Annotated in this window: 13 protein-coding genes and 1 riboswitch; of the genes, 10 read left to right on the top strand and 3 right to left on the bottom strand. The window is 63.1% G+C overall.

Annotated elements, in window-relative coordinates; genetic code table 11:
• Nucleotides 1-95: 95 nt before the first annotated feature.
• Together D7S86_RS23385 and D7S86_RS23380 are read right to left on the bottom strand one after the other, a co-directional pair.
• Entirely contained in the window at nt 96-1,289 is a 1,194-nt protein-coding gene (locus D7S86_RS23385; protein WP_205962880.1) for an MFS transporter, read from the bottom strand.
• Nucleotides 1,258-1,689 (bottom strand): tautomerase family protein, encoded by a 432-nt coding sequence (locus D7S86_RS23380; RefSeq protein WP_121089907.1) that lies wholly within the window; start codon nt 1,687-1,689, stop codon nt 1,258-1,260. The genes D7S86_RS23385 and D7S86_RS23380 overlap by 32 nt, the downstream gene beginning before the upstream one ends.
• 103 nt (nt 1,690-1,792) lie before the next feature.
• Here D7S86_RS23380 and D7S86_RS23375 point away from each other — a divergent pair, with 103 nt between their 5' ends.
• The gene (locus D7S86_RS23375) at nt 1,793-2,665 is read left to right on the top strand and encodes a LysR family transcriptional regulator (protein WP_121089905.1); all 873 of its coding nucleotides are present in this window, start codon (nt 1,793-1,795) and stop codon (nt 2,663-2,665) included.
• A gap of 203 nt (nt 2,666-2,868) precedes the next feature.
• Here D7S86_RS23375 and D7S86_RS23370 read toward each other — a convergent pair whose 3' ends face one another.
• On the bottom strand, nt 2,869-5,097 hold the full coding sequence (locus D7S86_RS23370) for a beta-glucosidase family protein (protein ID WP_121089903.1): 2,229 nt from the start codon (nt 5,095-5,097) through the stop codon (nt 2,869-2,871).
• Nucleotides 5,098-5,371: 274 nt separating this feature from the next.
• Between D7S86_RS23370 and D7S86_RS23365 the strand changes: the two genes are divergently transcribed.
• The 9 genes from D7S86_RS23365 (at nt 5,372) to D7S86_RS23330 (ending at nt 12,657) form a co-directional block, all read left to right on the top strand.
• Entirely contained in the window at nt 5,372-6,400 is a 1,029-nt protein-coding gene (locus D7S86_RS23365) for a helix-turn-helix transcriptional regulator (RefSeq protein ID WP_121089901.1), read from the top strand.
• Between the two features lie 117 nt (nt 6,401-6,517).
• Nucleotides 6,518-7,513 carry a GHMP family kinase ATP-binding protein gene (locus D7S86_RS23360; RefSeq protein ID WP_121090066.1) on the top strand — a complete coding sequence of 332 codons (996 nt, stop codon included), beginning with the start codon at nt 6,518-6,520 and terminating at the stop codon, nt 7,511-7,513.
• 2 nt (nt 7,514-7,515) lie between these two features.
• Nucleotides 7,516-7,929 (top strand): glycosyltransferase family protein, encoded by a 414-nt coding sequence (locus D7S86_RS23355; protein WP_121089898.1) that lies wholly within the window; start codon nt 7,516-7,518, stop codon nt 7,927-7,929.
• Nucleotides 7,905-8,036, top strand: coding sequence for a hypothetical protein (locus D7S86_RS30455; protein ID WP_276313544.1), 132 nt, complete (start codon nt 7,905-7,907; stop codon nt 8,034-8,036). Before D7S86_RS23355 ends, D7S86_RS30455 begins: the two co-directional genes overlap by 25 nt.
• A gap of 12 nt (nt 8,037-8,048) precedes the next feature.
• A riboswitch (Fluoride riboswitch) is annotated at nt 8,049-8,116 on the top strand.
• A 76-nt stretch (nt 8,117-8,192) separates the two neighbouring features.
• Entirely contained in the window at nt 8,193-9,500 is a 1,308-nt protein-coding gene (locus D7S86_RS23350; protein WP_121089896.1) for a voltage-gated chloride channel family protein, read from the top strand.
• Nucleotides 9,501-9,522: 22 nt separating this feature from the next.
• The gene (locus D7S86_RS23345; protein WP_121089894.1) at nt 9,523-9,876 is read left to right on the top strand and encodes a DUF190 domain-containing protein; all 354 of its coding nucleotides are present in this window, start codon (nt 9,523-9,525) and stop codon (nt 9,874-9,876) included.
• Between the two features lie 7 nt (nt 9,877-9,883).
• Nucleotides 9,884-10,822 carry an NYN domain-containing protein gene (locus tag D7S86_RS23340; RefSeq protein WP_121089892.1) on the top strand — a complete coding sequence of 313 codons (939 nt, stop codon included), beginning with the start codon at nt 9,884-9,886 and terminating at the stop codon, nt 10,820-10,822.
• 242 nt (nt 10,823-11,064) lie between these two features.
• The gene (locus tag D7S86_RS23335) at nt 11,065-11,769 is read left to right on the top strand and encodes an energy transducer TonB (protein WP_121089890.1); all 705 of its coding nucleotides are present in this window, start codon (nt 11,065-11,067) and stop codon (nt 11,767-11,769) included.
• 75 nt (nt 11,770-11,844) lie between these two features.
• Nucleotides 11,845-12,657: a MotA/TolQ/ExbB proton channel family protein gene (locus D7S86_RS23330; protein WP_121089888.1), complete on the top strand. Its 813-nt coding sequence runs from the start codon at nt 11,845-11,847 to the stop codon at nt 12,655-12,657.
• The last annotated feature ends 23 nt before the right edge of the window (nt 12,658-12,680 follow it).

Raw genomic sequence — 12,680 nt, 5'->3', positions numbered from 1 at the left:
CGGGCCGCGCACGGCCGGCGAATCCGTACGAGCCGTCGTGCAGCCCGGATGGCAAGTCGATCGTATGACTTTCTTGGGCCCTGGACGACGAAGGGCTAGGCATCCCGGCTCGACGCGATCGGTAACAGCGACAGCAACACAAAGGCCGCCGCGAGCCAGCTCAGGAAGTGCGGTCCGACGCGCTGCATGAAGTACGCGCCGATCGCGCCCGATAGCGACACGCCCAGATACAGCGTCGCCTGATAGAGCGAGGTGACGACGGATTGCGTGCCGCGCGGGGCCTGCGAGAGCATCCAATGTTGTTGCGGCGTCGTCTGCGAGAAGCTGAACAGGCCCGCCAGGAACGCGGCGAGCAAGGCCGGCATCGGGCTTGCGCTCATCCAGGGCATGTTCGCGAAGACCGCGACGAGTCCGAGCGATCCGGCGACGAGCACGCGCCGTGGACCCCAGCGATCGGACAGCCGGCCCGCCACGAGATTCGAGACGGTGCTGGCCACGCCGAAGCATAGAAGCAGCCCGCTGAGCAAGCGCGGATCGGCGGTCGTCGCACGCGCGTAGATCGCGCTGATATACGTGTACGGGATGAAGATCCCGATGAACACGAGCAGCGCGCGCAGCAGCATGCGCATGACGTGCCGATCGCGAAGCGGTGCGAGCCGAGCGGACAAGCCGATCCCGGCGACCTCGCGCAACGCCGGAATCCGCGCGAAGACGGTGGCGCCCGCGAGCCCGCCGACGCCGGCCACGGCGCACAAGGTGACGCGCCAGTTCCAGATCGTGCTGATCGCCGTTCCGAGCGGCGCGCCCAATACCAGCGAGAGCGTCATGCCGAGCACGACGATCGCGATCGCCTGGCCGCGCCGTTCGGGGCCCGCCAATGCGGCGGCCGTGGCGCTCGCGGTGCCCGTGTAGAGTCCGGCGCCGATCGCGGCGACGACGCGTGACGCCAATGCGAGTCCGAACGTGGGCGCGATCGCGGTCAGGATGTTGCCGACGACGAGCAGCAGCAGACCCGCGGTCAATGCCGTACGTCGATACCATGCGGCGCTGAGCGCGCCCGTGATCGGCGCGGACAGCGCATAGGCCAGCGAGAAGATCGTGACCATCTGCCCCGCCGCGGCGAGGCTGACGCGCAAGCTCGATGCGATCGAGGGCAGTACGCCCGCGATGACGAACGCATCGGTGCCGACCGCGAAGGTCCCGATCGCGAGGATCGCGACCTGACCGCGCCAGCGATCGCGTGTCGCCGTGCGCGCGTCAGCGTGCGGATTCGCTTCCGATGCGTGCATGCTGTGTCTTGCCGTGTTGATAACGATATTCCTGCGTCAAGCCGCCGTAGCCATAACTCGTGGCGGCGCAATCGACGATGTGGACGTTCGAATGCGGGTGCACGTTGCCGATGAGCGAGGACAGCAGCTCGAACGCCTGCCGGTGATAGCTCGCTTTTTGATCCTTGGTATTCGTTTCCTCGGTGAGCGTCACTTCGAGCCGGAACGAATTCTGCCCAAGCGCGGCGAGCGATTGGCCGCCGATAAACCAGTGCGCGTGCGGCACATAACGGACCATGACCATCGTGTTGGCCAATTTCTTATCGAGTACCGAGCACGTCAGCGCGCTCAATTGCGCGGCGAAATGTTCGGACCGCCCCGTATCGCCGTCTCCCGATACGGTCAGTTGAATTCCCGGCATAAGACTCTCCATATCGACTGGGAAGGCCTATCGTCGCAGCGCGGGTTCTTGCTGAAAAGCGGGAAGTTGTGGTCTTATCCATCGGAAAACCGAAAGGATAAACATGCGCCGCTTCGATCTCGAACTCTTGCATACGCTCACTGTGGTCGCCGACACGGGGAGCCTGTCCGCGGCCTCGGGACGCTTGAATCGCTCGCCCTCGGCTGTCAGCGAACAGATTCGCAAGCTCGAGGAGTCGTGCGGGCTCGTGCTGTTCATCCGCGGCAAGAAGGGGGCGTCGCTGACGCCGGCGGGCGCGAGGTTGCTTGAACACGCGCGCAAACTGCTGCTGCTCAACGACGCGGCGTACCGCGATATTCAAGGCTTGTCGCTGGCGGGGGATTTGCGGCTCGCGATCACCGATTATTTCCGTCCCACGGATATTGCGAAGATCCTCAAGCAGATCGGCGAGCGTTACCCGTCGCTGCGTCTGCACGTCACCGTGTACAAGAGCGCGATGATTCGACGCGACGCGGGATCGGGCCATTTCGACTTCGGCATCTCGATGCGCGTCGCCGATTCGGCAAGCGTTCCGAGTTCCGCGGACGATGACGAACCGGCGAGCGTCATGATTCGCCGTGAACCGCTGCAGTGGGTCGGCGCATCTTCGCTCGAGCGCGCGCCGGACGGTCCTTTACCCTTGGTCGCGCTGCCGGACACCTGTTCGATGCAACGTTACGCGCTCGCGCGGCTCAACGAAGCAGGCGTCGATTATTTCATCGCGCATTCGGCATCGGGCGTCGCGGGGCTCCAGTCCGCGTTGTCCGCGGGGCTCGGGTTTTCATGCCTGAACGCGTCGGCCGTTCCGCACGATGTCGTGCCGTTGGGGAAAAGCCGTCATTTGCCGGCCCTGCCGCATGTCGAATTCCATTTGATCATTCCCGACGTCGCGAACCAGCCGCTTGCCGGGGAAATGGCGAAGCTGCTGGTGGCTTAGCGCGGCGTTGTGCGAGGGCGTTGCGGCCCTTGCGTGCCGCGCCTTCGGTTCGTGTGCGAGTGGGCGTGCCTCTCTCAGCGTGAAAGTGCGTGTGAGGGCAAGCACGCCGGTGTGCATGTCTTCAATCGGTACGGCGGAATCGGCAACCGACCGAGGCACGCGAGGTGCTCGGAAGCGGCGTACCGCTTCCGAGTCGTCAAGCGCTAGTGCGAACCGCGAATGCTCACCGACTGCGTCAACGCGTTGGGATCGCGTTCCGAAGCGGCCGCGATGATGCCGTACGATCCCGATGTCAGCGACCATTGATGTTTCGTCGCATCCCATGTCGCAAATCGCTGGGCAGGGATCTGTACGCGGACCTGTTGCGATTGACGCGACTGCAGATAGACCTTCGCCCATCCGACGAGCCGTTTCGGCGGCTCACGCAGTGACGCGGGCAAGCTGGCGTAGACCTGCACGACATCGGCGCCGGCCTTCGCGCCCGTGTTCTTCACGTTCACCGTGACCGTCACGTTGCCGTCGCCGTCCGCGTCCGCATGCAGGCTCGAATGTTCGAACGACGTGTACGAGAGGCCATATCCGAACGGAAAGAGCGGCTCGATGCTGCGCGTGTCGTACCAGCGATAGCCCATCGCGAGCCCTTCGCTGTAGACGACGTTCAGGTCAGTCGAGCTGATCGTCGTTTGAGGCAGATCCGCATCCTGTTGCGGGAACGTGATCGGCAGCTTGCCCGACGGATTCACGTCGCCGAACAAGACGTCTGCGATCGCTTGGCCGCCCTGAATGCCCGGATACCAGGTTTCGAGAACGCCCTGGACGCTGCCGAGCCACGGCATCAGCACCGGACTGCCGTTTTCAAGCACGACGATCGTGCGCTTGGCCTTGGCCGCGACAGCCGTGATCAGCGCGTTCTGGTCGTAGAGCGCCGTCGCATCGAGCGCGGGCGTCGGCAAGCTCAACGTCGTCAGATCGGTGCCCTCCGCCTCCCATTGACTCGCGAAGACGATCGCGACGTCGGCTGTCGCCGCCGCCGTGGCCGCGGCGCTTGCATTGGTCCCGTCGAAGAACGTGACCTTCGCTTGCGGCGCCTTGGCCTGGATGGCCGTCAACGGCGAGGACTTGTACCAGACCGGACAACTCGTGAAGCCCGAGGCCGTGCACCCCGTGACGGCATTGCCGTTCGGCGCGGGCACCCCACCCGAACCGCCGCCGGAAAGCACGCCCACGTCCGCATGCGCACCGATGACGACGATCGAGCCGACGTTGGCCGCGAGCGGCAACACGGGGGCGTTGCTGTTCGATGCCGAGCCGTTCTTGAGCAGCACCATCGACTCGTGCGCGACCGTCAGCGCGTCCTGATTGCCGGCTGCGGTATCGACGGTTCCGCCGGGCGTCGGCGGGTTGTCGTAGATGCCGAGCTCGATGAGCGTGCGCAGCTTTCTCTGGACCATGTCGTTCAGTCGCGACAGCGGCACGGTCCCTGCCGTGACGGCGGCTTCGAGGCTCGAACTGAAGTACGTATCGAAGTATCCGGGTTGTTCCTCGTCGAGCCCCGCGAGCGCCGCCGCGACCGTGCTGTGCGTGGCCGTCCAGTCGGACTGCACGATTCCCTTGAAGCCCCATTCATTCAATGCAGTACTCAAAATATAGGGGTTCTCGCACGCGTATGTCCCGTTGAGCAGGTTGTACGAGCACATGACATTGCCGGGCCGGCCGCCTTTGACCGCGATTTCGAAGGCCAGTAGTTCCGTCTCGCGCATCGTGCGTTCGTCGACGACCGAATTGCTCGTCATCCGGTTCGTTTCCTGATCGTTGAACGCATAGTGCTTGACCGTGGCGATGACGCCCTGCGCTTGCGTGCCGTAAGTCCGCGCGATGCTCATCGTGCCCGTGAGCACGGGGTCTTCGCCCATATACTCGAACGTACGGCCGTCGCGCGGTTCGCGCGCGAGATTCAGGCCGCCGCCGAGGCCCTCTTCGTAGCCGAGCACGCGCAACTCCTTCGCGATTCGCGCACCGAACAGCGACGCGAGATTCGGATTCCATGTCGAGGCCAGCGCGACGGGCGCGGGCAACGGCGTCGCGTTGACCCCCGAAAGATTGACGCCCGCGGCCGAATCCGCGGACGCGATCGGCGGAATATTGAGCCGCGTGATGCCGGGAATATAGCCCGCACCCTGAACCCATGAAGGAAATGGACCGCCGATGCCGTAGATCGGCATGCCGGTGCCGTGCACGAGCTGGATTTTTTCGTCGAGCGTGAGTTGCTGGACGAGCTTGGCCGCGCGCGCGTCCGCCGACGCACCGTCACGCGCATAGTGGAAAGGACCGCCCCACGTGCCCGAGTCGCAGGCGTCGTTGGCAACGTCGTTCGTGTTGGCGAATGCGGCGGCGGCGAAGGCGATCGACGCACAGGACGCAAGCCATGTCATACGGAAGGTTCGATTTGGCACCCCTGTCTCCCAGTCGTTGTCGTGCTGATACGGGTTATGAAACGGAGCGTTTGCGCGAGCGTCTTTAGACGGCCGGTGACATCCCCGATTGCCCGGTGCGGGCACGCGTGGTAACTACCTATCTGACCGGTTGAAAGACGTCGTAACGGATTCTAAGAACTTGAACCGGCTCAGGATTCATCGTCGGGGGCGGAAGTTAATCAAGCGCGCATCAGGAAAACCCTCGCGTGGCTTACCCGTGGACGGAGACACCATGGACCTGAGACAGAAATCCGTATCGGCGCATATTCTCAAGATGTTTCTCGCCTCCGCGGAGCGGCACGGCCTCGACCCGAATCAGCTCAGGGCGTTCGTCGGCGTGACCGACGCGGAGCTCGCGCATGCCGACGCGCGCGTGCCGGGCGACAAGCATTTGAAAATGCTGGCGTTCGCGAAGGGCCTGCATCTTAGAGAGCACGCGGGCGAGGGCGATATGCCGGGCTGGTTCGCGCATTTTCCGGAGCTGGCCGGCATCGTCATGAACGGCGCGACGCTTCGCGAGGCGCTGCGCGACTTTATCGAATACCGCGATTTCGTCGGCAACGTCGATTGGTTGCTCGCGCAGGAAGCGGGGACGGAAATCGTCTTCGATTACGTGCTCGACGGTACGTCGCGCGATGCCGGATGCGTGTTGGGGAACTTCGCGATGATCACGTCGATCGCGAAGCTCTACGATGCCGATATCGGCATTCGAGATGTGTCGATCACGGCCGACGACATCAAGGGTCTCGCCTCGATCGGCGACGCGATCGGCGCGCATGTGCGTCTCGGCCAGCCTCGCAATCGCCTGGTGATCGAATCGTCCGCACTCGATCGTCCTTTCGAAATCTACAACGCGGCGCTCGCGAAAAGTCAACGGCCCGCTGCGCGCGAGAAGCTCGCTCGGATCCGCGAAAGCGGGCAATTCGCGCCGATGGTCGCGCGATGCGTGCGCGAATCCCTCGCGCTGCAAGCGGATCGCGTCGAGTCGAAGGCGTTGCAAGCCGTGGTCTGCGAAAGACTCGACGTCACGCGCTGGGTGCTGCAGCGCAGACTCGCCGCCGAGGGCTCGACCTTCAGCGATGTGCTCGCGCGTACGCGCGCCGAAGAAGCCTGCCGCTTGCTCGAACACACGTCGATGCCCATTCGCGAGATCAGCGAGCGTGTCGGGTATCAATCGACGATCGCGTTTACCAATTTCTTTACGCAATCCCAAGGGATTTCGCCCGCGCGATATCGCGACCGCCATCGATTTTCCCGCTAAGAATGTCCGCGTGCCAGATTGTCTTTGATCTATGTCAAGGAATCTAACGCGAGCGCAAGAACGTCGAGTACATGGCCTCGATCCGCTTGAAACGCAGGCGCTTCGGGGATGGACCGCATGATCATCACACGCAGCCCGTTTCGCATTTCGTTCTTCGGCGGCGGCACAGACTACCCACGCTGGTTTCGCGAGCATGGCGGCGCGGTCCTCGCGACGACCATCGACAAGTACTGCTACATCAGCTGCCGCCGTTTGCCGCCGTTCTTTACGCACAAGCATCGGATCGTGTATTCGCGGATCGAGAACGTGGTCGACATCGACGAGATCGAGCACCCGTCCGTGCGCGCCGTGCTGAACTGGGCCAACATCGCCGAAGGCCTTGATATTCACCGTGACGGCGATTTGCCCGCGCGTTCGGGCTTGGGATCGAGCTCCGCGTTCACCGTCGGTCTCGCGCATGCGCTTTACGCGCTGCGCGGGGAAATGGTGAGCCCGAAAACGCTCGCCAGCGACGCGATCCATATCGAACAGAATCTGATCGGTGAGAACGTCGGTTCGCAGGACCAGATCTCCGCGGCGTTCGGCGGCATGAATCTCATCGACTTCCGTCGCGATGGTTCGTTCGATGTCGAGCCCGTCATCGTTCCGCCATGGCGCTTGGACGAATTGCATGGTCATCTGCTTTTGCTGTTCACGGGTTTTTCGCGCATCGCCGATGCGATCGCGAAGTCCACCATCGACAATGTGAAGCAGCGCGAGCAGGAGCAGTTTCAGATGCGCGGCATGGTCGACGAAGCGATTTCGATCCTCGCGAATCCGAACACGCCGATCGAGGCATTCGGTCGGCTGCTCGATGCAAGCTGGCAATACAAGCGCCGCCTGTCGGATCGCGTGTCGACGCCGCACATCGACGAGATCTACGAGGCGGCGATCCAAGCCGGCGCGCTCGGCGGAAAAATTCTCGGCGCGGGCGGCGGCGGTTTCATGCTGCTGTTCGCCAAGCCTGAGCACCACGCAAAAATACGCGAGCGGCTCAAGCATCTGTTGCACGTCAAATTCAAGTTCGACACGTCCGGCAGTCGAATCGTGCTGTATCAGCCGAACGGACTTTGACGATGAACACGCATGACGACGTGTATGTGGCCTGTCGTCGGAGGTTGACCGGTTACGCGCGACGTGTGGGCGGGGCGTGCTTTTCGGCGAGCGCCGCCGGGCCCATGTCGTCATCGTCGGCGCTCGCCATTGAAGAGGTCGTCGATTTTGCTGCCCTGACGCAGGCGTCGGCGGCGCGCGACGTGGATATCGCCATGGCGGTCGCGCATCTCGGCGATGTCGCCCGTTATGGGGCGGTCGAGTTCGAGCATGCGCTGCCGCGACGCATTACGGCGTTCCGCGAAAAGGCCAAGCCGGCGCGGGCCGCATCAATGCGGGCGTCTATCGGATCCGAAGGCGCGCATTCGAGCGCTTCACGCTGCCCGAGCGCTTTTCATTCGAACAGGATTTTTTGCAGGCGCATCTGCCGCGGCTGACCATTCATGCGGTGCCCGTCGTGAGCCAGACGATCGATATCGGCATTCCCGAGGATTTCGCGCTCGCTCAGACGCGTGTGCCGCGCATGGTCGACGCCGGCGAATAATCGCGTACAATGCCGTCCACTGGAGATGGCATTCCTCCAAACAACCGCCGGCCAGCCCGGCTGATGATGCCTACGAGTTCCTGGGTGCAGGAGGTCGTAGGCCGTCCATACGGCACTTGCCGCCCGGGTTTGATGTTCTGTCAAATCTGAAAACCGATGAAACGTCTGACTTCTCTCGAACAGATCGCGATGTTGCCGCATCTGGGCCGCTGGCTGTTTTTTTCGACCCTGGTGGGCACGCTGTCCGGATCGGCCTCGGCGCTCTTTCTTTATGCGCTCGATCTCGCGACCGATACGCGGTCCGCGCATATGGGACTGGTGTGGCTTTTACCGTTCGCCGGCTTTGCGACGGGCTGGATCTATTACCGTGTCGGTCAAAGCGTCGAAGGCGGCAACAATCTGCTGATCGACGAAATCCACGATCCCAAGAAAATCGTGCCTAAGCGCATGGCGCCGCTCGTGCTGATCGCCACGGTGATCACGCATTTATTCGGCGGATCGGCGGGGCGCGAAGGCACGGCGGTTCAAATGGGCGGCGCGCTCGCGGATCGCGTGACGCACGTATTCGGACTCGATCGCGACGACCGTCGCATTTTGCTGATGGGCGGCATCGCGGCCGGTTTTTCCTCGGTCTTCGGCACGCCGCTCGCGGGGGCGATCTTCGGGCTCGAAGTGCTCGCGATCGGCCGTTTGCGCTATGACGCCTTGCTCGCGTGTTTCGCCTCGTCGATTGTCGCCGACGCGGTGTGCCGGCTCTGGGGCATTCATCATACGGTGTACGTGGTGCCGTTCGTGCCGGCGCTCTCGGCGACGGGCGCGGTGTCGGTGATCGTCGCGGGGATCGCGTTCGGCGTCGTCGGCATGCTGTTCGCCGATTCGACGCACGCGCTGTCCGCGTTCATCAAGCGCAAGATCCGGTATGCGCCCGCGCGTCCGTTGATCGGCGGCGCGGTCGTCGCGACGTTCGGCATGGTCTTCCATGTGCCGCAATATCTGGGGCTGGGCATTCCGACGATCGAAGCTGCGTTTCGCGGCGATCTGCCCGTCTACGATTTCGCGGGCAAGTTTGTCTTTACCGTGATGACGCTGGCGTCGGGTTTCAAGGGCGGTGAAGTCACGCCCTTGTTCTATATCGGCGCGACCCTCGGCAATGCGCTCTCGCATGTGCTCGCGTTGCCCGCGCCCGTGCTCGCCGGCCTCGGTTTCGTGGCCGTCTTCGCGGGTGCGGCCAATACGCCGCTCGCCTCGACGATGATGGCCATCGAATTGTTCGGGCCGCATATCGGCGTCTATGCGGGGCTCGCGTGCGTGATCAGCTATCTGTTCTCGGGCCACACGGGAATTTATCGCGCGCAACGCGTCGGGCATCCGAAGCACAGGCTGTTTCCGCTCGGCGCGCGATTGGCCGATATTCCCGCGCTTCGCCGCGTGCGCAGCGCCTCGACGACGGCCGCCGATTCCTGATGCGTCTCTTTCGTCCTCGACCATGAGCCAACTGATCGCGCTGCGTCTTTATTTTCATCACTCGGCGACGGCGTCGCCGACCCGCTTCTGGCATCGCTTCAAACGGCCGAATCTCGCGCGGCATCTATTGCGGCAAGCCAAACACGCGGGTATCGAGCAAGCTTTGCTGCATCAGGTCCACGCGGGCTACCTGAACGGCGATCGCATTCATCATCGACATGTCGAACACGTGCATCACCGGTTTCCGCACTGCCTTGAATTCATCGATGTCGAAAGCAAGCTGCGTGCATTCTGGCTGCATCACGGCCACGAACACCGTCACGTCCATGCGGTGTTCCTGCCGTGCGAGTCCGCGAACGCGGCCGCTTCTCGCTGAATCCTAAATGAAGAAACTCACGAAGATCGGTGTCTTTTACGACGGATCCTATTTCTCCATCGTGTCGTCGTACTACATGTATCGGCACGAACGACAGTCGCGCATCAGCATCAGCGGCCTTCATCAATTCATCAAGGCACGGGTCGCGCGCGAGGAGGCATGGGATCCGAAATTCGTGTCCGTTGTCGAGGCGCATTATTTCCGAGGGCGCTTTTCGACGCAGCAGGTCGCGGAACGCGAGGGCGGGCTGTACAAGGAGCGCATCTGGGAAGACGTGCTCATCAAGGAAGGCGTCACGACGCACTATCTGCCGATGCAGCCGCGTTTCGATTCGGACGGCTACGGCGAGAAAGGCATCGATGTCTGGCTCGCGCTCGAATGCTTCGAGCTGGCGCAATTGAAGGAACTCGACGTCGTCGTGCTCGTCTGCGGCGACAGCGATTATCTGCCGCTCGTCAAGAAGCTCCATCGCATGGGCGTGCGCGTCGCCGTGCTGGGCTGGAGCTTCACGTACAAGACGGAAAGCGGCGAGGAGGCGGGCAGCCGCGCATCGCAGATCCTCATGAACGAAGCGACGTATCCGCTCGACATGAGCGCGATCGTCGAGAACATGGACAGCCTGCCCGAATCCGAGGCGAGCGCGATGAAGCACTTCTTCGTGCGCCGCCGCGCTCCGCATGAAGAAGGACAGACGGGCGACGACGACGCGCAAGCCGCTGTCCAGGACGACGACGGTTGGCAGCTCGGCACGATCTGCAATCTGCTCGACGGCTATGGCTTCATCACGCCGGCCGTGGGCGGCGAAAATCTGTTCTTCCACCACACGGCGCTCGTGAACGGAGAATTCGCCGACCTCGTCCGAGGGCAGAACGTGCGATATACGATCGGCGTCGGTACGCGGGGCAAGGACGTCGCGATCGAAGTGCGGACGCAAGCCGCTTCGTGAGGCAGCCTCTAACACCGAGACGCGGGCCATTGCTCAGCTTGCGAGCGCGCTTGGGAGCGCTTTCCTCGTTTGGAATATATAAAGTCCCATTCGTGGAATAAGGATTTTTCGAATCGTTATTGGAGTTGGTACAGGCACTTCCGGAAAATAGTCACTCGACCACATGTCGGACGAAGGTGCGTCCGCGTGTGGGTAAGCGCCGCGACGATATGTGCGGCAGATTGTGACGATTGGAGTGTCGAATGTCCGTAGAGCTTGTCCACGAAGGGCAGCGGTCCGTGAGGCCTGTGGGAACATGGGCCGCGGGCAATGGTGGAGCGGCGTCATGGCGTAAATACGCCGGCTTCGCGCTCGTGCTCGCGCTCCACGTGCTCTTTATCTGGGCACTCAAGAATGGCCTCGCGAACAAGGTGGTCCAGGTCATTCAGAAACCCATCGAAGCCAAGATCATCGAGCCGATCAAGCCGCCGCCTCCGCCGCCGGTGCCGATCGTCAAGGAACCCCCGCCCAAGATCAAGCCGCCTCCGCGGCCCTTCGTGCCGCCGCCCGAGGTGCACGTCGCGACGCCGCCGCCGGTGGCGCCGATCGCGCATCAAGCCGATCCGGTTACGACGCCCGTGACGCCGGCGCCCGTCGTCGAGGCGCCGCCCGCGCCGCCGGCCCCGGCCAAACCCGTGAGTCACGAGATCGGCGTCGTTTGTCCGAACGCGGCGCAAGTGCGGGCCGGACTCAAGTATCCGGCTGAAGCGCAGGACAACGGCATCACGGGCGACGTGCTCATTTCATTCGTCGTCGATGAACAAGGTCATGTGACCGACGAAAAAGTCGAGCAGTCGGCCGACCCGGTTCTCGATCGCGCGGCGTTCAACGTCGTCAAGAAATTCAACTGTATTTCGCAAGGGCAGGCCGTGCGCGTGCAGGTGCCTTTCTCGTTCAATCTGAACTAAGTGAATCGAGGCGAGGGGACGTCGAACCCCCGCGCAATCGCGACTCACTCTCTTTATGAAGCACTCGGAGTCCCCATGAAGAAGCTCTCTCTTGCCTCGTTCGCGACGAACGTTTTCGTCGCGGCATCTGTTATCGCATCGATGACGCTTTCACCGTCCGCGGTCGCGCAGGACGCGAGCGCGGCGGCCGATGCCGCGAATCCTTATGGCCTGGGCGCGCTCTGGGCCAACGGCGATTTCGTCGCGCGTTTCGTGCTGTTTCTGCTTGCGCTGATGTCGATCGGCAGCTGGTACATCATGATCACGAAGTTCTTCGAACAGGCGCGCACGAACCGGCGCGCCAAATCGGCCGACGAACAGCTCTGGAGCGCACCGTCGCTGAGCACGGGCGCCGAGCAGCTCGACGCGCGCTCGCCGTTCCGTTTCGTCGCGCAGACCGGCATCGAGGCCGGCGAACATCATGAAGAAGCGCTGCTCGAACAAGTCGATCGCAACACGTGGATTCAAGTCTCGATCGATCGCGCGATCACGAGCGTATCGAACCGGCTTCAGGACGGCCTCGCGTTTCTCGCGACAGTGGGTTCGACGGCGCCGTTCGTGGGCCTGTTCGGCACGGTCTGGGGCATCTACCACGCGTTGACCGCGATCGGCATCGCCGGTCAGGCATCGATCGACAAGGTCGCCGGTCCCGTCGGCGAAGCGCTGATCATGACGGCCATCGGTCTCGCGGTCGCCGTGCCGGCCGTGCTCGGCTACAACTTCCTCGTGCGCCGGAACAAGTCGGTCATGGAACGCGTGCGCGCATTCGGCGCGCAACTGCATACGGTGCTGCTCGCGGGCGCGCGGCGCCCGGTTCGCGTCGTGGCGGCCACGGCTCGCGCGAACTAAGCGCGCCAGGGCCAGGAGACGCA

It is taken from the genome of Pararobbsia silviterrae, from assembly GCF_003628125.1.
Lineage (GTDB): Bacteria > Pseudomonadota > Gammaproteobacteria > Burkholderiales > Burkholderiaceae > Pararobbsia > Pararobbsia silviterrae.
The sequence above is the reverse complement of the archived record's forward strand: the minus strand, read 5'-3'. Positions and strand labels throughout refer to the sequence as shown.

Excerpts from the sequence above, each read along its gene's own strand:
- D7S86_RS23385 (WP_205962880.1), bottom strand. The coding sequence starts at position 1,289 with ATGCACGCATCGGAAGCGAATCCGCACGCTGACGCGCGCACGGCGACA.
- D7S86_RS23380 (WP_121089907.1), bottom strand. The coding sequence starts at position 1,689 with ATGCCGGGAATTCAACTGACCGTATCGGGAGACGGCGATACGGGGCGG.
- D7S86_RS23375 (WP_121089905.1), top strand. The coding sequence starts at position 1,793 with ATGCGCCGCTTCGATCTCGAACTCTTGCATACGCTCACTGTGGTCGCC.
- D7S86_RS23370 (WP_121089903.1), bottom strand. The coding sequence starts at position 5,097 with ATGACATGGCTTGCGTCCTGTGCGTCGATCGCCTTCGCCGCCGCCGCA.
- D7S86_RS23365 (WP_121089901.1), top strand. The coding sequence starts at position 5,372 with ATGGACCTGAGACAGAAATCCGTATCGGCGCATATTCTCAAGATGTTT.
- D7S86_RS23360 (WP_121090066.1), top strand. The coding sequence starts at position 6,518 with ATGATCATCACACGCAGCCCGTTTCGCATTTCGTTCTTCGGCGGCGGC.
- D7S86_RS23355 (WP_121089898.1), top strand. The coding sequence starts at position 7,516 with ATGAACACGCATGACGACGTGTATGTGGCCTGTCGTCGGAGGTTGACC.
- D7S86_RS23350 (WP_121089896.1), top strand. The coding sequence starts at position 8,193 with ATGAAACGTCTGACTTCTCTCGAACAGATCGCGATGTTGCCGCATCTG.
- D7S86_RS23345 (WP_121089894.1), top strand. The coding sequence starts at position 9,523 with ATGAGCCAACTGATCGCGCTGCGTCTTTATTTTCATCACTCGGCGACG.
- D7S86_RS23340 (WP_121089892.1), top strand. The coding sequence starts at position 9,884 with ATGAAGAAACTCACGAAGATCGGTGTCTTTTACGACGGATCCTATTTC.
- D7S86_RS23335 (WP_121089890.1), top strand. The coding sequence starts at position 11,065 with ATGTCCGTAGAGCTTGTCCACGAAGGGCAGCGGTCCGTGAGGCCTGTG.
- D7S86_RS23330 (WP_121089888.1), top strand. The coding sequence starts at position 11,845 with ATGAAGAAGCTCTCTCTTGCCTCGTTCGCGACGAACGTTTTCGTCGCG.